This window comes from Paenibacillus tritici (genome assembly GCF_013204885.1).
Taxonomy (GTDB): Bacteria; Bacillota; Bacilli; order Paenibacillales; family Paenibacillaceae; genus Paenibacillus_AQ; species Paenibacillus_AQ tritici.
This window is the reverse complement of the sequence record NZ_JABMKX010000001.1, coordinates 1-24,770: the sequence shown is the minus strand read 5'-3', so window position 1 is coordinate 24,770 and position 24,770 is coordinate 1. Positions and strand designations below refer to the sequence as shown.

General features: G+C 54.5%; 26 protein-coding genes. 5 read left to right on the top strand and 21 right to left on the bottom strand.

Going from position 1 to position 24,770, the window contains the following annotated elements; genetic code table 11:
* Window positions 1-313 precede the first annotated feature (313 nt).
* Both HQN87_RS00130 and HQN87_RS00125 read right to left on the bottom strand, forming a co-directional pair.
* A complete protein-coding gene (locus HQN87_RS00130) occupies window positions 314-1,720 on the bottom strand; it encodes an NAD-dependent malic enzyme (RefSeq protein ID WP_173125934.1) in 1,407 nt (468 codons plus the stop codon).
* A 79-nt stretch (window positions 1,721-1,799) separates the two neighbouring features.
* On the bottom strand, window positions 1,800-2,279 hold the full coding sequence (locus HQN87_RS00125; protein ID WP_173125931.1) for a hypothetical protein: 480 nt from the start codon (window positions 2,277-2,279) through the stop codon (window positions 1,800-1,802).
* 132 nt (window positions 2,280-2,411) lie between these two features.
* On the opposite strand from HQN87_RS00125, the gene HQN87_RS00120 reads away from it, so the two are divergent.
* The 3 genes from HQN87_RS00120 to HQN87_RS00110 all read left to right on the top strand — a co-directional run bounded on the left by HQN87_RS00120 (window position 2,412) and on the right by HQN87_RS00110 (window position 5,480).
* A complete protein-coding gene (locus HQN87_RS00120) occupies window positions 2,412-3,404 on the top strand; it encodes an acrylyl-CoA reductase family protein (RefSeq protein ID WP_173125928.1) in 993 nt (330 codons plus the stop codon).
* Between the two features lie 186 nt (window positions 3,405-3,590).
* Window positions 3,591-5,045 carry an alpha/beta hydrolase family protein gene (locus HQN87_RS00115; RefSeq protein ID WP_173125925.1) on the top strand — a complete coding sequence of 485 codons (1,455 nt, stop codon included), beginning with the start codon at window positions 3,591-3,593 and terminating at the stop codon, window positions 5,043-5,045.
* Window positions 5,046-5,081: 36 nt separating this feature from the next.
* Window positions 5,082-5,480, top strand: coding sequence for a MerR family transcriptional regulator (locus tag HQN87_RS00110; protein WP_173125922.1), 399 nt, complete (start codon window positions 5,082-5,084; stop codon window positions 5,478-5,480).
* A 124-nt stretch (window positions 5,481-5,604) separates the two neighbouring features.
* Here the strand turns inward: HQN87_RS00110 and HQN87_RS00105 are convergent, their stop codons facing one another.
* From HQN87_RS00105 to HQN87_RS00080, 6 genes are all read right to left on the bottom strand, one after another.
* Window positions 5,605-6,390: a cupin domain-containing protein gene (locus tag HQN87_RS00105; protein WP_367272637.1), complete on the bottom strand. Its 786-nt coding sequence runs from the start codon at window positions 6,388-6,390 to the stop codon at window positions 5,605-5,607.
* Window positions 6,391-6,771: 381 nt separating this feature from the next.
* On the bottom strand, window positions 6,772-6,909 hold the full coding sequence (locus HQN87_RS00100; protein WP_173125916.1) for a hypothetical protein: 138 nt from the start codon (window positions 6,907-6,909) through the stop codon (window positions 6,772-6,774).
* A gap of 14 nt (window positions 6,910-6,923) precedes the next feature.
* Window positions 6,924-7,475, bottom strand: coding sequence for a YfiT family bacillithiol transferase (locus HQN87_RS00095; protein ID WP_173125913.1), 552 nt, complete (start codon window positions 7,473-7,475; stop codon window positions 6,924-6,926).
* 55 nt (window positions 7,476-7,530) lie between these two features.
* Window positions 7,531-9,156: a glycoside hydrolase family 9 protein gene (locus tag HQN87_RS00090; RefSeq protein ID WP_173125910.1), complete on the bottom strand. Its 1,626-nt coding sequence runs from the start codon at window positions 9,154-9,156 to the stop codon at window positions 7,531-7,533.
* Window positions 9,153-9,908 carry a GTP pyrophosphokinase gene (locus HQN87_RS00085; protein ID WP_173125908.1) on the bottom strand — a complete coding sequence of 252 codons (756 nt, stop codon included), beginning with the start codon at window positions 9,906-9,908 and terminating at the stop codon, window positions 9,153-9,155. Before HQN87_RS00085 ends, HQN87_RS00090 begins: the two co-directional genes overlap by 4 nt.
* Before the next feature lie 219 nt (window positions 9,909-10,127).
* Complete coding sequence (locus HQN87_RS00080; protein ID WP_173125905.1) at window positions 10,128-11,162, bottom strand: HD-GYP domain-containing protein; 1,035 nt, start codon at window positions 11,160-11,162, stop codon at window positions 10,128-10,130.
* 305 nt (window positions 11,163-11,467) lie between these two features.
* On the opposite strand from HQN87_RS00080, the gene HQN87_RS00075 reads away from it, so the two are divergent.
* Window positions 11,468-11,773: a Dabb family protein gene (locus HQN87_RS00075; protein ID WP_216857082.1), complete on the top strand. Its 306-nt coding sequence runs from the start codon at window positions 11,468-11,470 to the stop codon at window positions 11,771-11,773.
* Between the two features lie 17 nt (window positions 11,774-11,790).
* Here the strand turns inward: HQN87_RS00075 and lepB are convergent, their stop codons facing one another.
* From lepB to HQN87_RS00030, 9 genes are read right to left on the bottom strand one after another with little or no spacing between them, the layout of a single operon-like run.
* Window positions 11,791-12,288: a signal peptidase I gene (gene lepB / locus HQN87_RS00070; RefSeq protein ID WP_173125902.1), complete on the bottom strand. Its 498-nt coding sequence runs from the start codon at window positions 12,286-12,288 to the stop codon at window positions 11,791-11,793.
* Window positions 12,289-12,314: 26 nt separating this feature from the next.
* A complete protein-coding gene (locus HQN87_RS00065; RefSeq protein WP_216857081.1) occupies window positions 12,315-12,758 on the bottom strand; it encodes a DUF4265 domain-containing protein in 444 nt (147 codons plus the stop codon).
* 33 nt (window positions 12,759-12,791) lie between these two features.
* A complete protein-coding gene (locus HQN87_RS00060) occupies window positions 12,792-13,664 on the bottom strand; it encodes an SDR family oxidoreductase (RefSeq protein WP_173125896.1) in 873 nt (290 codons plus the stop codon).
* Window positions 13,665-13,699: 35 nt separating this feature from the next.
* The gene (locus tag HQN87_RS00055; protein ID WP_367272636.1) at window positions 13,700-14,845 is read right to left on the bottom strand and encodes a GNAT family N-acetyltransferase; all 1,146 of its coding nucleotides are present in this window, start codon (window positions 14,843-14,845) and stop codon (window positions 13,700-13,702) included.
* Window positions 14,842-16,149 (bottom strand): F390 synthetase-related protein, encoded by a 1,308-nt coding sequence (locus tag HQN87_RS00050; RefSeq protein WP_254075324.1) that lies wholly within the window; start codon window positions 16,147-16,149, stop codon window positions 14,842-14,844. The genes HQN87_RS00055 and HQN87_RS00050 overlap by 4 nt, the downstream gene beginning before the upstream one ends.
* A 5-nt stretch (window positions 16,150-16,154) precedes the next feature.
* A complete protein-coding gene (locus HQN87_RS00045) occupies window positions 16,155-17,009 on the bottom strand; it encodes an MBL fold metallo-hydrolase (RefSeq protein ID WP_173125890.1) in 855 nt (284 codons plus the stop codon).
* A complete protein-coding gene (locus HQN87_RS00040; protein WP_173125888.1) occupies window positions 17,006-17,995 on the bottom strand; it encodes an NAD-dependent epimerase/dehydratase family protein in 990 nt (329 codons plus the stop codon). Before HQN87_RS00040 ends, HQN87_RS00045 begins: the two co-directional genes overlap by 4 nt.
* Complete coding sequence (locus tag HQN87_RS00035) at window positions 17,992-19,203, bottom strand: ATP-grasp domain-containing protein (protein ID WP_173125885.1); 1,212 nt, start codon at window positions 19,201-19,203, stop codon at window positions 17,992-17,994. The genes HQN87_RS00040 and HQN87_RS00035 overlap by 4 nt, the downstream gene beginning before the upstream one ends.
* Window positions 19,193-20,194, bottom strand: coding sequence for a beta-ketoacyl-ACP synthase III (locus HQN87_RS00030; protein WP_173125882.1), 1,002 nt, complete (start codon window positions 20,192-20,194; stop codon window positions 19,193-19,195). Before HQN87_RS00030 ends, HQN87_RS00035 begins: the two co-directional genes overlap by 11 nt.
* A gap of 400 nt (window positions 20,195-20,594) precedes the next feature.
* On the opposite strand from HQN87_RS00030, the gene HQN87_RS00025 reads away from it, so the two are divergent.
* Entirely contained in the window at window positions 20,595-21,335 is a 741-nt protein-coding gene (locus tag HQN87_RS00025; protein ID WP_173125879.1) for a hypothetical protein, read from the top strand.
* A 13-nt stretch (window positions 21,336-21,348) separates the two neighbouring features.
* Here the strand turns inward: HQN87_RS00025 and HQN87_RS00020 are convergent, their stop codons facing one another.
* The 4 genes from HQN87_RS00020 to HQN87_RS00005 all read right to left on the bottom strand — a co-directional run bounded on the left by HQN87_RS00020 (window position 21,349) and on the right by HQN87_RS00005 (window position 24,076).
* A complete protein-coding gene (locus tag HQN87_RS00020; RefSeq protein WP_173125876.1) occupies window positions 21,349-22,140 on the bottom strand; it encodes a lipid II flippase Amj family protein in 792 nt (263 codons plus the stop codon).
* 17 nt (window positions 22,141-22,157) lie between these two features.
* Window positions 22,158-22,562, bottom strand: coding sequence for a ribosomal maturation YjgA family protein (locus HQN87_RS00015; RefSeq protein ID WP_216857080.1), 405 nt, complete (start codon window positions 22,560-22,562; stop codon window positions 22,158-22,160).
* A 23-nt stretch (window positions 22,563-22,585) separates the two neighbouring features.
* Entirely contained in the window at window positions 22,586-23,068 is a 483-nt protein-coding gene (locus HQN87_RS00010) for an NUDIX domain-containing protein (RefSeq protein WP_173125873.1), read from the bottom strand.
* Window positions 23,069-23,491: 423 nt separating this feature from the next.
* Entirely contained in the window at window positions 23,492-24,076 is a 585-nt protein-coding gene (locus tag HQN87_RS00005; RefSeq protein ID WP_254075301.1) for a putative ABC transporter permease, read from the bottom strand.
* Window positions 24,077-24,770 lie beyond the last annotated feature (694 nt).

Genomic DNA, 24,770 nt, shown 5'->3' with positions numbered 1-24,770 from the left:
CCCGTTCGTACATGAGCTAATCCATTCCGCCTCTTCCTTCCCCCTTCATACTTGAGCTAGACCACAATCAATCCTATTCCTTCCTGCCGTATTCCTACTAGCGCTAGGCTACAATCCACCTATTCCTCCCCGTCGCATTCGTACTTACACTAGTCCATTGTCCACCTATCCCCCCCCCCCGGCGCATCCGCACAAGACTTGTCCACCGGGCCAGCGATAGGCTCCTATGCAAACAAAGCCGCAGCCCATGGGCCACAGCTTGTTCACCTTCCCTGTATTCAGCGTCACCGGACTCTCCCGGTAAGCCGTTCCCTCAACTGATATCCGGCGGCACACGCCGGGCGATGCCAGTCGCTATAGCTGCGCGAATCACAGCAAGACGGACCTGCTCCACAACCTTCTCATTGAAAATACTAGGAATGATATACTGCTCATTCCGCTCATCCGGGTGAACCACGGCTGCGATAGCCTGCGCCGCCGCCAGCTTCATCTCCAGATTCACGGTCTTCGCCCGGCAGTCCAGCGCGCCGCGGAAGATCCCGGGGAAACAGAGCACGTTGTTAATCTGGTTCGGATAATCGCTTCTTCCGGTAGCCAGTACCTTGACATAAGGCTCAGCCAGCTCGGGTTCAATCTCCGGGGTAGGGTTAGCCATGGCGAACACGATACTGTCCGGGGCCATCGTCTTCAGATGCTCCACCTTGAGAATGCCTGGCCCGGAGACCCCGATGAATATATCCGCCCCGCGCATGGCAGCGTCAAGTCCTCCGCTCAGATTCTCCGGGTTGGTAGCTTCGGCCAGCCAGCTCCACTCGGGGTTCGAGTAGGCTTCATCCCGGTGCAGTATCCCGGCCCGGTCTACCGCATAGATCTGCTTCGCACCCGCTGCCAGGAGCAGACGGCAAATCGACACCCCTGCCGCACCAATGCCGACGACTACGATTCTGGAATCCTCGATTGTCTTGTCTACAACCTGGAGCGCATTCAGCAGACCCGCCAGCGCAACAACCGCTGTGCCGTGCTGATCGTCATGGAAGACCGGAATGTCCAGCTCAGCGGACAGCCGCCGCTCAATCTCGAAGCAGCGCGGAGAGCTGATATCCTCCAGATTGATTCCTCCGAAGCCCGGAGCAACCGCTTTCACAATCTGAATGATCTCTTCGGGGTCCTTGGTGTCCAGACATAACGGAAAAGCGTCGATATCCGCCAGCTGCTTGAACAGCATCGCCTTGCCTTCCATCACCGGCATCGCCGCCTCCGGTCCGATATCGCCAAGCCCCAGCACTGCGGTACCGTCGCTGACAACAGCTACCGTATTTCTTTTCATCGTCAGGGAATACGCCTTCGACGGATCTTCGGCAATCGCCGTACAGACACGGGCCACGCCGGGGGTATAGACCAGGGACAGATCCTCCCGGTTTTTGATCGGCATCTTCGGGGTAACCTCGATTTTGCCGCCGAGATGGGCCAGGAAGGTCCGGTCGGAGACATTGATGACTTTGATACCCGGCATATCCTTCAGTACTCTGATAATCTCTTCATTCGCCGCATCCTGCACATTAACCGTAAGGTCGCGGGTCGTCACATCCTTACCGCCGCGGATCACATCAATCGCTACAATATCACCGCCGGCAGACGCCAGCTTGGACGCCACATCTCCAAAAGAAGCTTCGGACTTACGGATCTCAAGCCGGATAATCATCGTTGTTGCAATGGACATAGAGTTGCCTCCCTCATCAGACGGATGAATGCTATCTACAATATACTACAGTTCACACGATGTACATAACTTTTCCTGGTCAACCCGGGATCTCCCACTGCTCAGCCAGCTTCAGCAGCTCCTTCTTCGCAGCAGCTTCATCTTCTCCCAGTACTTTGGCCTCAATATAGTAGGTTACAGTATTAACGTCGGCACTCTTCCCGGGGCGCTGATAGCACAGCCAATAATAGGTAACCTCTGGAGCAGGGAACACAGCGCTTCCCCCCTGTACGAACTTGATCAGCTCCCCGTCTCCTGCCGGAGTAGGAACCGCCTTCCTCCACAACACCTCGGTATGGTTAGGAATACTGATATAATCCCCCGGACGGCTCTGATCGCCAAGCGACAGCTCTATCTGATCCAGAGACAATACTTCTGCTCCCTGCAGATACCGTGCAGGCTCTTCATCACTCAGCCGCAGCCTGTGTATAGAAGAGCTGGAATCAGCCTTCGTATAACCGTACCATGTGCCCCCGCCCAGAACGAGGCAGATGGCTGCTGTAAGAATGACCTTTCGCATGTTAACTCCCACCAGAGTTCACCTCTCCTCTTCATTCGCAAATCAGGCAATTTTGTGTAAGATATCATTGTGTTTAACAAGTTAACCGGTCAGAATAAATAGTATATAACCGATTTTAAGGAGCGAGCAAATATGACTAACCCTTTTCAAGCCTTGGTAGTGGACAAGACAGAACCATTCTCTGTAGAGGTCAAATCGTTGTCGGTGGAGGACCTACCCGCCGGTGAAGTCTTAATTAAGGTAGCTTATTCCAGTGTAAACTATAAAGACGGACTGGCAAGTATCCCGAATGGTAATATTGTGCGAAATTATCCGTTCATTCCGGGAATTGACCTGTCCGGGACGGTAGTCTCTTCTACGGACAAGCGTTTCCGCGAAGGCCAGTCTGTCATTGCCACCAGCTACGGGATCGGAGTCTCCCACTTCGGAGGCTTCAGCGAGTACGCCCGCATTCCTGCGGACTGGGTAGTGGACCTGCCGGAGGGCTTAACCCTGCGGGAAGCTATGATCTATGGCACAGCCGGATTCACGGCGGCGCTGTCTGTGCAGGCGCTGGAAGCACAAGGAATGACTCCCGGTCAGGGAAAAGTACTCGTCACCGGTGCCACCGGCGGTGTCGGAGGTGCGGCAACCGCCATACTGGCGAAGCTGGGCTACCAGGTTACCGCCAGTACCGGCAGAACGGATGAAGCCGGTTATCTGCAGGCGCTTGGCGCCGCGGAGGTCATCTCCCGTGCAGAGGTGGCCGGAAGTGCGCTTAAGCCGCTCGATAAGCAGCAATGGCAGGCGGCTGTAGATTCTGTCGGAGGTGCCCCGCTTGCTGCCGTGCTGAGCCAAATCGCTTACGGCGGCGCCGTGGCTGCAAGCGGCTTAACCGCAGGCACTGCGGTTCCAACGACAGTCCTGCCGTTTATCCTGCGAGGGGTCAGCCTGCTGGGCATCGACTCCGTCGCCTGCCCTATCGGAACACGGACCAAGCTCTGGCAGCGCATGGCAGGCGACATGAAGCCTGCGGTGCTGGATACGCTTGTGGACCGTGAGATTTCCCTGAATGAGCTGCCTGCGGCGCTCGGGGATATTCTCCGTTCGCACACCCGGGGGCGCGTGCTTGTCCGTTTATCCTAGCTTTATATTATAACAAAGACGGCGTTCGTTCTGAATTCACAGAACATTCTGCCGTCTTTTTTGCTTTCCATCTCAGGGCTCTCCGTTGACTGTCACTTATAACGGCTAATTAAACCTTGACCTTGAAGTATACTTCAACCTTTATGCTATCCCTGTAACAGACAATTACAGGTGGAGGTACTGCAAATGAGAGGATTAGAGATTGTAGTTATTGTTGTGATTCTGGCTGCCACAGCGGGGATTTTATTTAGGAAGAAGGACCGGCGGCTGGATACCGGAATGCTGCTGGCTGTAATTACAGCCATTGGACTGCATGGAGTGATAGAGAATTACCGCATCCAGATGGCTCCGGCCTACGCCGCAGCACTAGGGCTACTGATCATACTGAGCTTCAGGCTCTTGAAGCAACACTCACGGGACTGGCCGAAGAGATCAACGAAGCTATGGAAAAGCTTGCTGCTGATCGTTATCCTCCTTCTGGCAGGTGTATCCGTATATGCGAGCCGGCTGCTGCCCATGTTCACGTTACCCGAACCAACAGGACACTATGCCATCGGAACGATAGCAAGAGAGCTTACGGATGAGAGCCGTGACGAGACACTAAGCCCGCAGGAAGGCGACAAGCGGAAGCTGATGGTCAATGTCTGGTACCCGGTCACTCCGGAGCTCGCTGAGGGTAAGCCAAAAGGCCATTATCCTTCCGCCTTAGGAGAAGCGGTGAGCCTTGTATTCGGATTGCCGAAGCTGCTGTTCAGTCATGTCACCGATATCCCTACCCATGTCGTCGATGGAGTACAGCTGTCTGCTGAAGAAGCGAGCTATCCGGTACTGCTGTTCTCGCCGGGAATCCGCTCCACCCGGTTTCAAAGTATGTCAGTGATTGAAGAGTTGGTCAGCCAAGGGTATATCGTAGTCGGGATGGACCATCCTTATACCTCAGCCAAAGTCACTTACCCGGACGGAGATTCAGTCTATTACGTGCCTGATCCCGAATTCGATACTTCTGCAGAGCTCTACAATCACAATGTGAACGGGATCGCAATCCGTGCAGCAGATGCCAGCTTTGTGCTGGATACATTGACGGAATGGAACAATCAGGACCCGAACGGACTGTTCCAGGGCAAGCTGGATCTCAGCCGCGCTGGGATCTTAGGTCATTCCTTTGGCGGGGCAACCACTGCTGAGTCACTTGCCCAGGATAAGCGGTTCAAGGCAGGCATCAGTCTGGAAGGCGGCTTCTGGGGGAAGGTTGCGCATGCCGGGCTTAAGCAGCCGTTTATGTATATGATGACAGGCGGTACCGCTCAGAGTCTTGATCCGGCTGCAACGAAGAAGGACAAGGTCTTTTATGAGGAATTCGCTCCCGACCTGGAGTCTGTGATGACCCGCAGCTCCGGGGATACCTATTATCTGACCATCAATCATTTCATCCATCAGAGCTTCACCGAGATTGCATTGCTGTCGCCTTCATTATTCGCAAATGGTCTCGATCCGGTGCATACTGTAGATATTACCAGATCTTATGTACGGTCATTCTTCGATCAATATCTGAAAGGCGAGCCGCAGGCTCTATTGAACGGTCCTTCGGCTGAATATCCGGAAGTGAAATTTGACCAGACCTATACGCAAAAGAGACAATAGCCGTAGATAAATATCGAATAAAGGAGGAGGTGCCCGATGGAGGGAATGACCCGCGGCAAGCTGGCCCGGCAGGCCGGGGTAAGCGCAGCAACCATCCGTTACTATGAAGACAGCGGTATCCTGCCCGTCCCGGAGCGGACTGCGAAGGGATACAGGATCTACTCTGCGGATTACCTGGTGAAGCTGAAGTTCATCAAGGATGCCAAATCACTGGGGTATTCGCTGAATGAAATTCAGGCGGCGCTTGCCCTGCTCGGCTCCAGGATGGATGAGGAATCATTAAAGGTACTCGTCCGCGACAAAATCACCGAAATCGACGAGAAGGTTGCAGCACTCCGCTCCATTCAGAGCATGCTGGCAAGTCTGCTCCAGACGCCTCAGGATGATATTCAGAACTACCTGAAATCGTTCGAGATTACGGACAGCCAGAATTGAGGATACATCTGCGTTTGGCAGGCGCAAGCTTTCCCGGCAAACATATAATTCATATTTGCAAAAAGACGGCGTATATTCTGTATCCACAGAATGTACAGCCGTCTTGTTGTCCATGCCAGCTCCCCTATTCGATTCCAGCCTCATGTGCACTCTGCGGATTCCCCTGAACATAGGGCAGCTGGCGGTAGGGCTGGACGTACGGCCGGGCATACGGCTGAGTATAATAACCGTGTACCGCCATTGGCTGATAGCCGAAGGACTGCGATGCCTGCGGCTGGTGCATATACGGGGACATGTTCGCATTCGCCATCATGGGTGACATATTGGCGGGAGCGATATGGGTCCCCTTCATGTTCTCGGATACGTGCTGCGGAGGAGGGCAGCAATCCGCAGGCGGACCAATGAGAGTCTGGGGCTTAACCGGAGCGAGCGCCTCCTTGACCAGCGCTTCATTCAGACAATAAGTATGTGCCAGCACATTGGCCGGGGTCTTGCTCAGAATATCCGAGCCGAGAATGACCTCCGGCGTGGGGGCGTCGAATATCGCGAGCAGATGAGTACAATCCACCGTTGCCACTTCATAATGCCACCAGCCCTGCGGCACATTGGCGACCTGGCCCGGAGTGATCGGGAAATGCAGCAGCTCATTCGTGAACGGATTAATCAGGGACACCACTGCCGCGCCAGAGATACAATACACCAGCTCAGCAGCATTTTGATGATAATGCGGCTCGACGACATTGGATTGACTGAGAAAAATATCGAGCAGCGAGGTATTCTCCAGTGTATTCAAGTTTTTGATCCCCAGCACATTGATATAATTGCAATCATCCTTCTTGAATAAGGTGCTGCAGTTCATATCAAACGTAAACTGTGTATTCGGTGACGTATAATCCATATAAGAGGTCACGCAAATCCGTCCTTTCCTCAGAGCCGTTTTTTATCGTTCTGCTACAGAGTATGTATCCGCCCATGCCCAGGTGACGATTATTTGCATTCGTAACCGAGCGAAATTGGAGCAAGTGGATAAACGTATCCTAATTTCCCCATTTCTGCCGAATATACGGAAGCAAGTGGATAAACAGCATCTGCTAGTGGTGGATTCAGCTGCTTTGGGTGAAATTCGATCATTTAAGTATTGTTTATCCACCTCCTGTTCTCGCAGCGTGCATTCATTCATCAGCAAGTGGAGGAAATCCATCTACTCCCGGCTCTTACTACTCCAGCCCCGTCCCGTTCGTTCTCTAGCCCGCGTCCGCTGAATTAAGGTGCACTATTGCTCCTCATTAGCTCATTTGGCCCGAAAAACGGCCACACCATCCTCATGAAGATAGCGCGGCCGCTTCAGCGAGAAACAGATGAATACGTTGGCATACAAAAAAACAGACGGCAGGAAGTCCCCTGGTCCGTCTGTTAGACTATCATCCATTGCAGAAGCCTCAATTACCAGCCGCTTCGCTGAATCAATGCTGTAATCTGGGCAATATGGTGGCGGCTATGCCAAATGTATCTTTGCAGTGCCGCATCCAAAGTCATTGTGCCCAGACCGGCACTCACGAAGATCCGGTCATAATCAGCCGGCTTCAGCGAGGTGAGCAGGGTAGCGTATCTGCGGTTAAGCAGCCCCACGAGCTGGAGTGAGGATTCCGCCGGTTCATCGGCATAATCACTCTGCTCCGCCCACAGGTCCTGCCTGTAGCTGGGAATCTGCGGCGCATCCTCCGTCAGCCCCCGCTTGAAGCGAAGGTATGCATACATGCCCGTATCGGCCAGATGATGCACAACCTGGATCACAGTCCAGCCGCCCGGACGGTAAGGTGTGTTCTGTTGCTCAGCCGTCAGCGGCTCTACGGCAGCCCGCAATTCATCCGCCAGCTGCTTCAGGATCACTATCAACTCTTCCCGTGCTTCTGCCGTCCGGTTCTCCACCGCAGCAAATTTACCTATCGGGTACTTTAACAACTCTAACTCCTGCTCTGCCTGGCTGTTACTCATTTCGCTTCGCCCCTTCAGTGGTGAGAGTGTGTTGCCTGTCCGAGCTCCCGTCTAATCAGCAATTGAATCTCGCCGTCACGAACACCGCCGGTGAATTCCAGTAGATCGTCACCTCATTCGTGGAGTAGCTGTCTTCGTGATCCGCATAACACTGGGCTGCCGGTTTGCCTTGAAGATGCTCCCGTACGTATTCATCATGCAAGCCCCGGTCGGGTCCGCCTGCCACCAGCCCCGGAACAGGATCAAGAACATGATCGCCCACAGACGGGCGGTGATGCGGGTGCATAACCGAATGTTCCCCGAAGCCGCTCACATAGCTGATCCCCAGCACATTGCGGCCGAGCAGGTAATGCAGATGATCCAGGGCACAAGCCGCATATTCCGGCTCCCCGCTGACATGCTCCGCAATCAGCAGCAGCATTGCATTGTTCATGACCAGCATATTGCTGCCCCAGATGTAATCCTCCTCCAGCAGCGAGATTCTGTAGCCGTCTTCACGGCTCTGCCGCAGCAGCCGCCCGGCTTCGGCCAGCAACCCTTCCCTCAGCTCCGCATAGAGGGAAGGGTCCGTTCCGGCTTCCCCTTGCAGCAGGTAAGCCAGTGTACCATAGCCGCCCATGTCCCCCCAGCCGAGGCTGTATTTGGGGAAGGGCAGCTTGGCAAGTTCACGGGCCGCACCGTGGAATTGTTCATCTCCTGTAGTGCGGAATAGCTCCGCCGCTGCCCAGAAGCGCTCGTCGCTGTCCACTTCATCGCCGTATTCCCCCGTCGTAATTCCGGGCGGATTGGTGAAGCCCGGCACATGCGGGTGCGCTGTCAGCCAGCTCCAGGCAGTCCGCGCGGCTTCCAGGCACCGTGCGGCGTATGCCTCATCGAACGGCTGGTAGATCCGCGCCGCCATCGCCATCACCCCGGCGAAGTCGCCCGTGGCTGTAGCAGAGACCGGCGAGAAATACAGCTCCGCCGTATCCTCCTCCGGCATAACATCAAGCCCCGGGAAATGCTGTGTGGTCAGCTTGTGGTAGACCCCGCCGCTGCCGGTCTCCTGCATTTTGAACAGCCAGTCCAGCTCCACTCTGCATTCCAGCAGAATATCCGGCATCACACCGTCACTCTCCGGCAGTGTATGTACACCGGCAAACGCCGCAGGATACAGCTCCCAGGCCAGAAGAAGATCCGCCACAGCCTTCGCTCCCGGCCCGGAGTATTTACCGTAATCTCCGGCGTCGTGCCACCCACCGCTGCTGTCCCGCTTCAGCTCCGGCTGGCCGATTACCGTTCCTTCCGCCAGATGGCAGGCCTTATGCCCCCAGGCTCCGGCGTAGTCCCCGTCAAGCTGGGTGCCGCAGCGGTAGTAATAGAATGCCTTCAGCAACCCCTGCTGTAGCTCATAATAAGGCTTGTCAGCAATTACAAATGCAGCAGACCGCTCACCCGCAGCCCCTTCAATCCGGTACTTCCCGGGTAAGGTTAGCGCTGAGAAATCTCCGGTATGCACACGGCAGCCGCTGGGCTTGTCCTCAACGTAAATCCCCGTCTGTCCGGTAAACACCACATTTCCGGTTGCTGCGTCGATAACCTGATAACGGGACGTCTCCCCGGTGAACTTGGCAAGCTTCTCCCCGCTGCTTGGGTAACCCGCCTGGTTCACTGTTATGGCACCAAGGTGCTGTTCACTCATCTGGAATCGTCCCCTTCCCTTAACAGCTTAATGAAGTTGGCTGGCAGATTGAACTGCTGATTGTTGAGGATAATCTCCCGCAGCCCGGACAGAGAGTCCTCCTCCTCCTGAGAGTCCTTGATTTCCTTAATTTCACGGTGCAGCCGCTCCATCTGCAGATCGAGTGCATTCGCTTTGTCCGCCGCATTCTTCAGTTCACGGGTCAGATGCTCAGGAACCGCCTGGCTGTATTTATAGAAAATTTTGTGCTCCAGACTGGCCCAGAAATCCATAGCAATGGTACGGATCTGCACCTCTACACAGACATGCTCCTGACAGTCCGACATAAATACGGGAACCTCGATCAGCAGATGCAGACTCTGATACCCGTTTGGCTTCGGATTCTTGATATAGTCTTTGACCGCAAGCACCTTGAGATCATCCTGCTTCTGCAGCATGGCGCTGACCTGATAGATATCCGAAATGAACGAACAGGTAATCCGCAGCCCGGCGATATCCTTAATACTGGATCTGATCTCCGTCAGGGACAGCTCGCTGTTCTTGCGCAGCATTTTATTCATAATGCTCTCAGGGGACTTCAGCCGGGACTTGGTATGCTCGATCGGACTGTAGTCGTGGAGCAGCTGGAATTCCTCTTTGAGGATATCAATCTTGGTCTCCATTTCGGCGAGGGCGAATTTGTAGATCATCATGAAGCGGGTAAGCTCGTATTTGAGCTGCTTCAATTTCTCTAGCTGGTTGTCGGTATTCATCTTAATTTCTCCTTTATCCTGCTGCACAGAATTACTAGAATCTCTATGGAAGTCTTCCATCTCTCATTAATCATAGCCAATCTATCACGCGAACACAAACCTTCCTCCGGTCACCGGATCATCTCAGGAACACCAAAAAAGCCACACCATCCGCAAGGACAGTATGGCCGTTCCGAAGGGCCGGAGGCCGCGCTGGGGAGCGCAACTCTATCGGGTATATCAGTTAACGACTTCTTCTATGGACAAGCTGCGCTCACGCGACAAATCTCTGAAGCCTTCGCCCACTTTAACCAGCGGCTTGAACAGGTCCAGCGGGTTATTCATCACGATCATGCCGACTTCCCCGTTGCTGAGCTGGACATTCTTGCCGACGAAGCTGGGCAGCAAATGTCCGGTAAGCGCCTGCACCACCGTCTCGTTCAGCTTGCCGAAGCCCATCTCATGCACCTTACGCAGCACGGTAACCAGCCCCTGCTTGGGCCGGTTCGCAGTAGAAGTGGTCAGCGACATATAGATATTGGCTACTGAGACAATCTGTGCATAGGGGTGAATCTTTTGCTTGACCAGTTGGTTGGGATACCCTGAACCATCCTCATATTCATGATGCTGAAGGGCTACCAGCGCGGTAACCTCGTCCATTTGGGAGCCGCGGATCAGATCATAGCCATAGGAAGTGTGGCGTGCCAGCTCCTCCTTCTCGGATTCCGTGAGCGGACCCTGCTTGTTCAGAATCGACAGGGGCACCCGGCTTTTGCCGATATCATGCAGGTAACCCGCACGGCTGATCAGGTAACGCTCCTCCTTGGAGTAACCCATCCACGCGGCAATATAATAGGATAATAAGCCCACCTGTAAAGAGTGGTGATATGTATCAATGTCATCCCGGTCCAGCAGGAGCAGCAGGGAGACGACATCCTTTTGCCCGGCCAAAGTCTCCAGAAGCGGCTTCAGCGTATCATCCACTGCGGACTGCGAGAAGCTGCCCTTAGTCAGGGCTTCCAGAAAAATCCCCTCATAATTCAAAATGGCAAGATCAAAATCATCGTGCAGCCCGTGGCTGGGCTCTGGTGCGGCGTCCGGATGCAGCTCACTGCGCGGCTCGATATCCACATAGTGAATTTTATGCCGGATCAGGATACTAATTTCTTCGCGTTCTACACGAGTCCCCTTGGGGAGAACATGAAGACCTACACCGTTGAAAGTGTCTGCCATGAGACAATCACCGTGCTTCAGATCCGTGACATGTACTTTCAAGTTTCAGCACCCCTTTTATTTATAGGAATATTCCGTAATTCTCCACTTGATCATAGTCAACAGACGGCAAAGTAACAATCCGGTGAAAGTCACAAACTCCCCGCAATCTAGTTCCAATGAATCCCTGTCTTTAGGCTCCTTTCCATATTCTGTTCGGGGCCATTTGACAAATCTCTCGCCTTTCAGCCTAACTTCGTTGTCTTTCGTCCAGGTAATTAGCCGTTTCACGGGGTACTATTCCTACCAATGGACCATTGTAGTATAATCGCTTACATCAGTACACCACACCTTAGGGAGGAATCTATATGTATGAACATCTGGTAGTCTTCAGATTCAATGATCAGTATGAACCAAGCCGGGAGGAAGGTCTGTTAAGCACGCTGCGGGCGCTGAAGGGACAAATCCCAGGTATTGCAGACCTCACGGCAGGCGTTAATGTGACAGAGGAGACGGAGAATATCCACGGCTATACACTGGGGCTCCGCGTGACCTTTGAGGATCAGGAAGCCCTGCGCCAATACGGCCCGCATCCGGCCCATCAGCGTTTTGTGTCCATGCTGGAAGGGATTATAGAGAACGTTGTCGTCGTGGATTACCCGATTCTTCCGTAACCTCCACCTGCCCTGCGCTAGAACAACTGATTCACATCGAACAGCACTTTGCCAATCAGCTGATCCTTGCCTACGAACGGGGTATCCCACAAATGCCCGTCAAAGCTGACGTTCCGGTTATCGCCCAGGAAAAAATAGTGGTCTGCGGGAACGGTGACCGGCCCGAAGGTATAGGTCATCGCTTCCTGGAGATACGGCTCGGCAATTTCCTCATGGTTGCGGTACAGGGTGCCCTCTTTGATCTCAATCGTATCTCCCGGCAGGCCGATCAGCCGTTTCACATACCTTGTATGCTCCTCACCGGCAACAGGCGGATGGAACACCACAATATCGCCGTGCTTGAGCGAGGAGTTCCAGAGCATTTTGTCCACAACCAGCCGGTCGTTTATCTCAATGGTAGGAATCATGGAGCCTGTGGGCACTCTCATTGCTTCAGCGACGTAAGTCCGGATAAACAGGGATAGAATAATACCGATCGCGATACTCGGCACCCATTGCTTCAGAAATTTTCTCATCGTGCTTCCACCTCGAATTCGTATAATTAGTCTTCAAAATGCTTAATAATCCGTGACATTTCCAGTTCCGCATCCAGTGCAGCATGTTTGGGCAGATGAACGACCAGCAAACCGCCGAAGATCTGCTCCCATCTTCCCTCATGCTCCGTAACCCGTTCGGTGAAGCTCCGGACCTCCTTGGAAGCCGCCGCCTCTTTGCTGAGCAGCCAGGCGTACCGGACAAGGCCGGATTTCTGCACCGTTTCTACATAATAGGCTATGCCCTCCTGTTCCCGCACTCTGATAATGTCACCAAGCCCGATCCCCGGGTTAAAAATCGGCGTTTCCTCCATCCGGTACGTATCCTTGGCAACCGGAGTCACATCCAGGACCTCAATCTCGCGGCCTTGCTCATCAAAGCAAATATGTAATTCAACCGTTCCCGGCAATGCATACACCCCTGTTCTGTTCTGCCATCTTATACAATACAACCATGCCGCTACAACCTCCCCCGTTGACGCTGCTCACTTCATCGCCCGCAGTGACTTCGAGATGATCCCCTCCAGCAGCTTCCAGGGAAGCAGGGCTTTGCCGAGAATCAGCACACGCGAGCCTCTGCCGACCGGATAACGTAATCTGGGCGCTCGCTTGGCTGTAATCCGTCCAATGAGCTCAGCTACCTCCTGCGGATCGGGAGCCGTCTCGGACGCCCGCCGGGAGTATCGCAACACCTCTTCAAGCCGGGTCTGATAGGGAGAGCCTTCCCTGCTATGGATTCCGGCAATGCCTTTGCCCCAGATGGGCGTACGGAAGGAACCGGGTTCAACCAGCACTACGCGGACGCCAAAAGATAGCATCTCCTGGCGCAGGCTCTCGCTGAAGCCCTCCACTGCAAACTTGGAGGCGGCATACGGGCCATATCCCGGGAACCCGGTCAGGCCGCTGACACTGCTCACGTTAATGATCAGACCGCTGCGCTGTTCCCGCATTAGGGGAAGCACGGCCTTCGTGACGGCAATCAGCCCGAAAAAATTGGTCTCCATCTGCCGCCGCCATTCCGCCATGCCCACTTCCTCCACAAACCCGCCTACGGCAAAGCCGGCGTTGTTCACCAGCACATCCACTCTGCCGAAGCGCCCAAGAATCGCTTGAAGGGCGGAAGCAATCGAGGCTTCATCCGTCACATCCAGCGTCATGAGATGAATGCGTTCCAGAACACCGGCTTGTTCAGCCTGCTGAAGCAGCTCAGTCTGGCGGCCGAGATCCCGCATAGTGGCAATTACCCGGTAGCCCCTGCGGGCCAGCGTAAGGGCTGTCAGCAGCCCGAACCCGCTGGAAGTCCCGGTGATCAGTGCGACTGGCTCATGATCGTCGGGCGGGCTTGAATTAGAGTTCATGCTGCACCTCCTTTAATTCATTCTACTTGACCTCATTATAACTTAAGCTTCTGAATCAGCGGCATGCCGATCCTCCGGAGCAGCAGCTCCAGCAGCGACCAGCCGCAGCGGTTCAGCAAGGAGGTCCCCCGGTCGTACACGGCAGAATATTCGGTTGCTCCTGCCGCTCCCCGGTTGCGCTTGAACTGGCCCACGCCGGAGCTCTCATGCAGCAATAATTCTCTGCTCCCGGCAAGCCCGATCAGTACGGCAGACAGCATACGGTAGAGTCCGAGAGACTGGGGCAGACCTGTATCATAACCGAACAAAGGCGCTGTCATCGCCCCCTCCCGCTCATAGAAGCCAAGTACCGCATCCAGCCGTCCTTCTCTGCGCAGCCCGTGGACCTTCAGTGTCCGCCGTTCCAGCGCCAGGGCGATGAAGGCTTCGGTAAACTGCGGATTGTGGGCCGAATATTTATCAATGTACAGCAGTCTGTACAGCTCCACGATCCGGGGAATGTCTTCCGGTGTGATCTCCTCGGGGGATACCTCGGTGTAACCGTGTTTCGCCAGCAGACTCCGGTCGCGTTTGACCAGCCATCTGGCTTTGGAGCCGGAGGTGTCCGGCTGGAGCAGGTAAATCTGCCGGCTGGGAACCAGCTTGCAGCCATACGCTTGCAGTCTGTCGATGAATTCTCCCGAAGTCTCGCGGCTCAGAGAACGGTACATTAAGGTATAACCCGGATAGATGTGCCGCAGGTAATCCAAGATTTCGGTCAGCTGCTCTGCACTTAACGCAGGATACAGATTGGTGGACAGCAGCCAGTTGTTCACCTGAATCACCCGGTTGAAGCGGGCTTGTCTCAGCACCCGGCCGATCCCTGTGAGCATGAACGACAGCAGGCCTTCGAGCATCCGGTTATTGAGCAGAGCCAGCTCCTCACGCGCATAGCTGACATAGTGGGTGTAGGGCGAGCACACATAGGAATTATTATAGTCCTTCTCGTTCACCGTAATCGGAACGGGCAGACCATCGACAGTCAACACCTTAACTGTTGTACTCACATTGGCAATAAAAGGTTGCGCTCCCCGTTCCATCAGCGGCGTAAGATACTCCCTGGCATATTGCCCGTACTCCGTATCGGGCCAATCCAGCAGGGCAACGGAATCACTGTCATATTGAATCACTCTGCTCTTCACAGCTTCCAGCCCCTCTCCACCCGGCGCAGCTTCAGCCTGCCCGGCACGAAGCTGTAGGCGCTGAACGTCAGAAGTGGGGGAGTACAGGACAGCCTGTTGAACAGGCGTGTCAGTTCATCCGCAATCTGCCGCTCCGTATCTTCATTGCTGCCGGGCCGCGTGCGATACGAAATCTCCAGCTCCTGCGGGCTGTGCTGAATCGCCCTGTAATGCTCAATCTCTGCCGAAGCCGCCAGCACAGCCCGGGTAATGAAATCCGGGAACACTGTGACCAGATGGCCGTCAGAGACATGCGGCAGATACAGGATATCATCACAGCGGCCCTCAATCCGCTCAATGGCCGTATATAACGATCCGCAGGGACACGGCTCCGCCGCCTCGGTCAGAATATCATTCAGCCGGTAGCGGATGATGGGCTGCACGGTTCTGGAGAAATCAGTCACGACCGGCACGAAGCGGCGGGATTCCCCGTCCAGCACTTCTTTGTCAATATGTACAATGTCTTCATTGAGATGCAGCGTCCCGTGACTGCAGGTTGAACCCAGGAATCCTTCGGTGCACTGATAGGCCTGATGCACCTTCTGCCCGAAGGTCTGCTCAATATGCTGCCGGTCCAGCGGGTCGAGCACTTCCGCAACGGCAATCATTCTGCGCGGTGTCAGATTCAAGCTGCCTGAATGCTGAGCCTCAGCCAGCAGACGCAGCATGGAAGGCGGGGCAATCCAGATATCCGGCCGGTATTCCTTCATACGGGCCAAGAGCTGCGGAAGCGGCTCCAGCAGATCGAAATATCGGAACTGCAGCCGTCCCTGCTTCACAGATTCATACAGATTGCTGTTCGCCCGCAGGAAAAAAGCAATCCTCGCCCGCTTCCACAGCCCTCCCGGCAGAAGCTTCGCCAGCACGGTACCGGTCCAGGCTGCCTGTTCTTCTTCTCCGACCAGAAAAATCCCCCGGTTCCCGGAGGTTCCCGAAGACAACCCGACGGTCACGCCTTGCAGCGTAGGCTTGAAATCCCTGCTGTTCTCGGCTTCATAGGCCTCGGCAAAGGCCTGCTCCTTCGTAATGCCTGCCGTATTGAGTTCATCGAAATTCTCCATCATCCGGGACTTCTCAATGATGGGGAAGCTGCGCCATTCTGCTGAAGGAATACCAGCCCACTGCTCCCTGTAGAATTTGGAATGCAGCCGCACCTTGTCCACTTGACGCCGGATACGCTTCTCCTGCCAGCGTTCCAGCTCGGTCCGGTTCTTCCAGCGTCTGCCCCACTTGGTAAGAATATAATGGGTAATAACCAGCCTCATCCGCTTCATTTCACACTTCCTGTTCCCCAGAGCGCGAGCGCCTCGCGGCAATGGCTGGGCACAATCCGCAGTGCCGGAAGCTGTTCATGGATCCGGCGCAGCCGCTCGAAATTGTGGTTGTACTCTGCACGGCTGGACATAATCAATCCGGCCGCCGGGTGCGGCTTGCGGTTCTCCCGGAAAGCCCGGCTGGACCAGACCGTATCTGCGCAGAGCAGATAATCATGCTCGGCGGTCGATACGAATAGGCCGATCATTCCTGCGGCATGGCCCGACAGCTCTACGGCCAGCAGGCTGCCGTCTCCCAGCAGATCATAAGCCTCTGTGAACGGAAGCCCTTCCGGCAGCGGACGCATAGCCGAATATTCATCCAGCGGCAATGAACGCAGATTGAAGTCATCCGGCAGCAGCCCCGGGAGGAATCCAGCCTTCGTCGCCCGGACCGGACCCAGTCTGCTTACAGCATCGTAAGACTTCCGCAGATAAATAAACTGCGCCTGCGGGAAATCCCGTACACCGCCGATATGGTCGGCATGGAAGTGCGAGAGCACTACATAGCGTACATCTCCCGGAGTGATCCCGCCTTCCTCTAACCGGCGGGCTGCACTCTCTTCGTCCCGGTAGACTACCGGGGTGATCTTACGGTATAGCAAGGCAGGCAAACTCGCCGTCTCCCGGAAGAATCGCGCGCTGTAGCCGGTATCGAACAGGATCGGCCCGTACTTCGGATGCCGGATCAGGGCGTACCCTGCCGGAAAGGCCACCGGCTTAAGCGAGCCGCCCCGCAGTGTCAGCAGCTCGGGATGCAGGCAATAGCCCGCTGACAACAGGGATAATCCAACTGGAACTTCTGTAATCATGGCTGTTCCCTCCACCATTCTGCGAAGGCATGAAGCCCCTCGTCTGTTGTTACGCGCGGATGATAACCCAATTGCTCCCGTGCCAGTGAGATATCCAGTGTCTGCGATATACCGAGCGCGGCAGCAGAATAACGGGTAAGCAGCGGCTCACCCAGAACAGGCAGCACCCTGTGGATGCCCTCCATCATTGCCGCTGCGGTATAAGCAACGGGATAAGGCAGCCGCCTGGTGTGCAGCGGAAGCTCCAGCAGTGAGAACAATCTTGTGATCAGCTCGCTGAACATCAGCGGCTCACCATTGGTAATATTGTAGGCTCTACCCGAAGCTGAGAGCGGAGCTTCACAGCAGAGCAGCATGGCATCGACTACATTCTCTACACAGGTGAGATCAATCTTTGCCCTTCCGCCGTTCATCAGCGGAACACCCTTGCTCTTATTCGCCGCCAGCAGCCGGGGGAATAACGCATTGTCCATAGGGCCGAATATGGCTCTGGGCCGGAGCATGAAGGCTGGAAGCCCCTCTCTGGAAGCCTGCCCGACTACCTGCTCGGCGATTAGCTTCGTTGCGGCGTATCCGTTGGCAGGCCGCTTGGGCAGCGGATCACTCTCCCGGATGGCGAAGCGGTGCTGCTGGCTGGAATACACACTGGGCGTCGAAATATGAACCAGCCTGCCCACGCCATGCCGCCTGCACCCTTCTACGATATGGCGGGTCGCCTCCACATTGCAGGTATAGAACTCCTTATACTTCCCCCAGGGTGATGACAATGCTGCACAATGGAACACAACATCCATTCCCCGGCAAAAGCGCCCGCTCTCCGCCTCGCGCAGATCCCCGGCCAGGAACTCCACCCCCTCCTGCCCAAGCTGCTTCCCCAGCTCCAGGTTGCGTCCCTGCCCGTAGACCTCCCAGCCCATCCGGGCCAGCCTGCGGGCCGTGTGCCGGCCAAGAAATCCGGTTGCGCCTGTTACCAGTGCTTTTGTCATGCTTCACCATTCCATTCTATATCTTCAGTCAGCGCCTCTGTAATAGAGATGCGGCACCGCACCGCTGTCTTGCAGGCAGCGTATACTACACGGAACTGCTCGAGGAAAGGACGGTGATCGCCCTTGCGGGAGATCACATCCGCTGCTCCAAGCAGTGCCCGCCGCCAATTCCCCCACTCCCCGGGTCTCAGCTTCAGGACGCAGCCCAGCATGGGCAGCGTCAGCATGGCCTTCCGGGCCGAACGCGGAAGAATGACTGCTCCACTCTTCACCAGCGGACCGGGATTCAGCAGAGCCTCCGTCAGCCCGTCCTCCGGAGTGAACAGGTGAATACCGCTTGTCGCGCGCGGATTGCATTCAATCGGATACAGGGTACCGTTCTCTGATTCGATGAAATCGAACCCGATCTGGCCGCTGAAGCCTGTTGCCCCGGCGTACCGCTGCACCCAATCCAGGGACGCCGGATGCTCAAGAGACTCAAAATATACACTGGCACCGCTCCGGCCCGTCCTGTACCTGCTGTCATAAGCGGCATGTGCCACCACTGAACCTTCATGAACGATGCTGTAAGTACAAATGGCAGTGCCTTCGATGTACTGCTGTGACACCCATGGCGCATCTGCCGAAATACCGGCAGGAGGCTTGATTCCTCCCTGGCTGACGCTGCGGGAGGCGGCGGAAGCCTTCGCGGGAAGAATCACTTTGGAAGCAAACCGGGAGTATGCTGGCTTGTAGACCCGCTGCTCACCGTTCGCTGCCGCCTGCTCTGCGGCTCTCTGCCACTCCGCAGCACTGCTGATCAGCTCCGTATCCGGGACAGCGAATCCGAGGGAACGGACCCGGGCAATGAACTCCCCCTTATGGTGCAGCCCGCCCAGAATGCTCCGGTCTGCCGCAAGCACCCGGCACCCCTTTAAGCGCTCCAGACCGGCAGCAATATAGAAGATCTCTTCACAGGTCGGGATCAGGCAGTGAATGTCCAGTTCTTCCGTTAATGCGGCCAGCCGCCGGACATAAGCCTGCGGCTGATGCCTGGGAGAAGGTACCCGGAAGCTGGCCTCGACGGCAGAGGAACCCCGGCACAGATGATATTCGGCGCTTTCCGCTACATATACCCGGTGGCCTGCCGACTTGAACAGCCTTGCCAGCTCCAGTGCCACCGGGGCGCGTCCGCCGGTAATCAGAATATTCCGGGCCTCAGTAATCAATAATCATGCCTCCCAGAGACAGCCCGGCTGCTGTACCAATCAGCATGATCCGGTCTCCGCGAGTAATCCGGCCCTGCCGGACGGCTTCATGCAGCCCCATCGGTATGGATGCTGCAATCGTATTGCCGTGACCGGCGGTATTGTCGAGGAAGCGTTCCTCGGCGATGCCCAGCTTTTTACGCAGAAGCCGCATGGCCATTGCACTGCCCTGATGAGGAATCACCAGCGAGAAGTCATCCATCTGATTCCCCGCAGCCGTCAACATTTCATTAATGAAATCCGGAAGCAGCTTGGAGGCCTTGCGGAAGATTGCCTGTCCGTCCATATGGAATAAATAAGGTGCAGCATTCTCAGCGGTGAATTTCTGGGGATGCAGCCTGGTGCCGCCCCCGGCGATCTCTGAATAACGTGCACCGCTGCTGTAGGTTTTGAGCGAAGCATGGATAATCCGTGAGGATTCTCCGGTCTCTGCAGGACCAATGACCACCGCCGCCGCTCCGTCGCCGAATAATGCCGAGCTCTCCTTATCCTGCCAGTTCAGCCCCCCGGAGGCAATTTCAGTGGAGACCAGCAGCACATTCCTGTACCTTCCCGCTTCCACCATGTAGGACATCACATCAAGACCCACCAGAAAACTGAGGCAGGTGGCATCAATATCAAAAGCCGGAACACCAGAATCCGCCTGCCCCATGGCTTGCTGAATGAACACTGCGGTACTCGGGAGCGGCTGCTCCTTGGTTCCGCTTGTGCAGACCAGGCAATCAATCTCATCAAAGCTTAAGCCTGCAGCAGCGAGCGCCGCTTCTGCCGCTCTTGCGCCCATAATGGAGGCCGTTTCGTCTGCTCCGGCATAATGGCGGATGCCAACGCCGGTTATTTTATTAACCCAGCCCGGAGTTGTGCCGAGGATCTGGTCAAGCTCAGCATCACTAACCTCGCGTTCCGGCAAATATTTACCTGTTCCTTTGATTTTCACATGTCTAAGCTGCATTGTGCATCCCCTATTCCTGTGAGTACCTAGATGTCGGACTTAATATAATTGTAAACTATAGATATATTCTACTAGATTTTCTGGCCAAGTCATACCCAAAAAGAAGAGATTCATCCCAGGCAAGCGAACTAATGTTCCTTAATTCTATTGACTCTGAAGAATTGACAGGGTATAGTAAATGAACAATAACACACGTTAAGCGGGAGAAGCACCTCGCAGGACCGGCATTTCATGCCTGTCTTGGAGGTGCTTCTTTGTGTTTATTGCCTGGTTATTACCAAATTAACAATAATAGGAGCTGAGCGCAATGTTAAAATTCACAGGCTGCACAAGGTTGAGAGGTTATTATGGCTTTCGAGGTTTCACAGGTTGCTCTGGGGGGTCTGTAAGGAGAATCGCAGTGGTATTGATCCTATTGCTGCTCTGGAGCAGTCCCTTGTCCAGCGTCTCGGCCGCTTCTGAATGGGATTCCGCTCTGGACGAGATCCATAATCTGTACACAGACTACACCGGGTTGCAGACATTACTGAAGTCCGATATTCAGCGGAATCAGGAATTGCGTAAGCAGAACAATACTGCGCTTGCCGCCGTGAACAAGCGGCTTCAAGCCACAGACGCGCTCCAGCTCGGCAGGCTGCGGACTGCGGCGGAAGCGATGCGGAAGAAGCACGCCCCGCTGCTGGAACAATACACCTCTCTCGGCAAACAAATTACCGCTGCCCGCAAAGCCAACAACCTGAAGAGTGCGGCTCTGCTTGAGATCAAGCGCAACAAGCTTAAGGCTGGCGCAGTGGCGGCACGGGCGGAAGTGAAGACCGCCACCTCGGCCTTGGCGGAAGCCAAGGCACTTACAGCAGCCCGTAACAAGCCTGCTAAGGACGCCCTCGCACCAGTCGCAAAGCTCAAGAAGCAAATCGCCGCCCAGAACAAACTGTTCTCCCCTGCACAAGCGGATAGAAGCGAGGCTGATAAACGCTACAAAGCCGCTGTCAAGGCGGGAGATGCCACCGGGGCCGCGGCTGCGATGAAGCTCTCTTATACCAGGATGCAGGAGATCCGCACAATGGTTGGACAGATGTACAGCTGGGAGCAGCAGATCAGCACAGCTCTCCGTGCTGCGGAGCTAAAGCTGCCGAAATAACGTACCCTGAAGCTCAGAGCAGCTTCACAAGTCCGGTGATGATATGGGCTCCCGGTACCAACAGGGCTTGACCCAGCAAAGACCCCAGGAAGCGTGAACCCATCAGCAGAACATAAATCTTGCCGAGCTGATCACGGTATTCCACATTTTCCGTCGCCTTGTGGGTAATAATCCCGAGCTGCGGATCAATGAACACCGTCAGCAGGATCGTCGCTACTCCGTTAATCAGGCCCGATGCCTGGGAAGCGGTTGTGCTGAATTCAGGCAACAGCTTGGCAGCGTACATGGAGGATAATACACCCACCGTATAAAAGGCCGTCACGAAGATATTCATCACAATGAACCGCTTCGGAATGCCCAGATAGCGGAAGCTGCGCAGTCTCACCTTTGGCCTGCGGATATATTTGCGCGTATTCTTAAGCTGGCCGACCGTTACACTGGTCAGAAGCTTCGGGATCGAGCCTTCGACCTCCAGCTTGGAGATGATTCTTCCGAACAGCCCGACGAAGGTCGGAAACAAGGCGATGGCAATCAAGGTGCCCAGTGATGAAGCCAGCATAATAATCCGCAGATAGTTGAGTAACGGGAAGCTGTTGTCTATTTTGGCAATGTCTACGAACTTGGCCGTTAAGGGCCCCTGGATCATATTTGCCGTTCTGGATACCAGTACGATAATTCCGGTCAGGGATAAGGCGATGGCAATCTTGTTCAGCTTCACTCCGGCAAACCGCACCGAATACGACAAGGTCTCTGCCGTGTGAATAACCAGAGTCAACAGGCATACCACTATTAAACTGTTCGTCATTTGCAGCTGCTCATCTCCTATATCATCCGGGATCGGTTACATAAGATTCGGTCAATCCAGTAGCAGAACAGAATTCCGGCTGTATACCGGACCAGATCTATCCAGAGGAACCCCCGGCCCAGAATCAATCCGCCTGCTGTTGTAGCACGCACTTCCAGAATCCATTCCGCCTGATAGAGCTGGCTGAACTCTATTCCGAAGCTGAAGCCCAGGCTGAGTACAAGCGACATCCACAGCGGGCGCCGGGTGAACAGCACACGGGAACCAAAATAAATCATCCCTGCCCAGAGTGCATCACCAAAGTGTTCGCTGACAAAGCTGGGCAGCTGGTTACCGTATGCCCTGGTCCCGAGGCCCAGTATGACAGCCAGCAGTACTGCGCTGCAGTAGACCAGCTTGGATCTTATTACTGGATTTCGCAATGAGATTACTCCTTCATATGTTGCTAATTATTCTCGAATATAACCTTTCGTGGAGCAGCAGCCTCCCGTACGAACAGCTTCGGAGGATACGGAATGGTCAGCTCGGGCAGCTCGTCTTCCTTGAAGAACTTCAGTTCTTCCGCTTCCCCGTCCATACTTCTAAGCTGGCCTTTCACAATAATGCACTCAAACACAATAGCCATGTATTCAACCTGATCACCATTGCTATACTCATATCTGTATTTTCCGCCGCCAAACACGCCGATAATCTGCTCAGGCGTAACCATTAAGCCGGTCTCTTCAAACACTTCTCTGCGCAGCGCTCTGGATGGGGTCTCCCCCGGTTCAACGGCTCCTGCCGGCAAGCCCCATAGAGTCTCATCCTTCTTGCGGATCAGCAGAATTCTGTCCTGTTCATCCCGCACTACAGCCGCAACAGACGGCATCATCAACAACCCGTTGCCGGTTTTTCCGCGCAGCTCACGGTAATAATCAGACATTGGCATGAAGCTTCCTCCTAACTTGTGGTTCAAGATTTACATAAAGCGCACTTAAGATTTGAACATGAAGCTTCGTCGTCACTGCGGTGAACATTTGGACTTTCGGCCGCTGTTGTCACCAGATTTCTTGATTAATACCGCTCTTCGCGGGTGAAATCCGGTGACAAAGGCGGTCGCTACCGCTCCTACAGTTCCAAATTTCCCCTCCGCTTCTTTTGCTTTTTGTTTCTTTCTTTAGTGCTTCTTGCTTAATTCTATGTAACCTTTCTCTGTTTCTGTCCAACTTCAGCTTATGCTTCTATATAGCTCTATATTTGACACCGTTGTATGGTATTCCTTGTTGATATTTACATCCAGAACGACAGTACTGAACGCCCAAAAACACCTCCAGCCTAAATGGCAGAGGTGTCTTCGGGTTTTTCACATGCTTTAACCTTCGCCAAGCTCCAGCGGCTCCACCAGCTCCAGCGATTTCAGCCCGCGCCGCCGGGTCCGGCAGGTCCACAGCAGATCAGCCGAGAATAGCAGAATGACCAGGGGAAGCACGGGTATCCATGCCTGCTGGACATGCAGATACAGGAAGTGGACCAAGGGCTGTAAGCCGTACATACAAGCGACTGACAGTCCCCACCAGTAGAGCGAGAATTTCAGGCAAATATGTCCCTGCAGCTGGTACGGCATTCCCGAATAATCCCACCACTGCTTACGAAAAATCCCTTTAAGCAGCCAGCCGCTGACAAACTCAACCGCCGACGGAATAATTAGTGCAAGCAGCAAAAGCAATGGAAAGGGAAGACTGATAGCCTGTGCCGCAAGCAGCAATAGCGGCGCACAGCCATACATGGGTTTGAATGGCCCCTTCAGGAAGCCTTCTTTGCGGAATGTTCCCGTGTTGTACAGGTTGTAGCTGCCCTCAAGAACCCAGCCCAGAAACGAATATATGGTGAAATAGAACAGATATGGGCTTGCGGCAGTCATGGCATTATAACTATTGTGCAAAAGTAAAGGTGTCATCGTAGTCGTCCCGCCTCCAGCCCCATTTATTTACCAATTGGAGCTAGTATGCCTCAGCGGTCCAGAGATTATGAGGGTAATGCCGGGGTGACCGAACGCAACCAGCAAGTGGAAAAATGCAGCTTAATTCGCCCCTATCCGCGGAAATAAAGGAAGCAAGTGGAAAAACAGCATCTAATTCGGTTAGTTTTCGTTACTGGGGGTGAAACGGGCGTATTTAAGTGCTGTTTTTCCAACTGCTTCCCTGACAACTTTCATTCGCTTCATAGCAAGTGGACAAAATCCACCTACTACCGGTCCACCTACTACCGCTCCTCATCCCATCTGTCTTTGTCCTCACCGTCTATCTCACCTCTATCTCATCTACATTGTCCTTATATCTATCTCATCTACATTGTCCTGACCTCTATCTCATCTGCATGGTCCTCACCTCTATCCCATCTGCATGGCCTTCACCTCTATCCCATCTGCATGGTCCTCACCTCTATCTCCTCTGCGTTGTCCCCACCTTCATCCCATCTGCATTGTCCTGACCGTTACTTCGCCGGATGAATCGAAGAACAAAGACAAAAAGGGGCTGTCCCAAAAGTAGATTTTCTACGGCGAAAGACCGTCCTCTTCATTCTTAATGCTACAAAAAGTGAGCAGAGCAGCGATTCTCCCGTTATTGGAGGATCGCTGCTCTGCGTTTTTG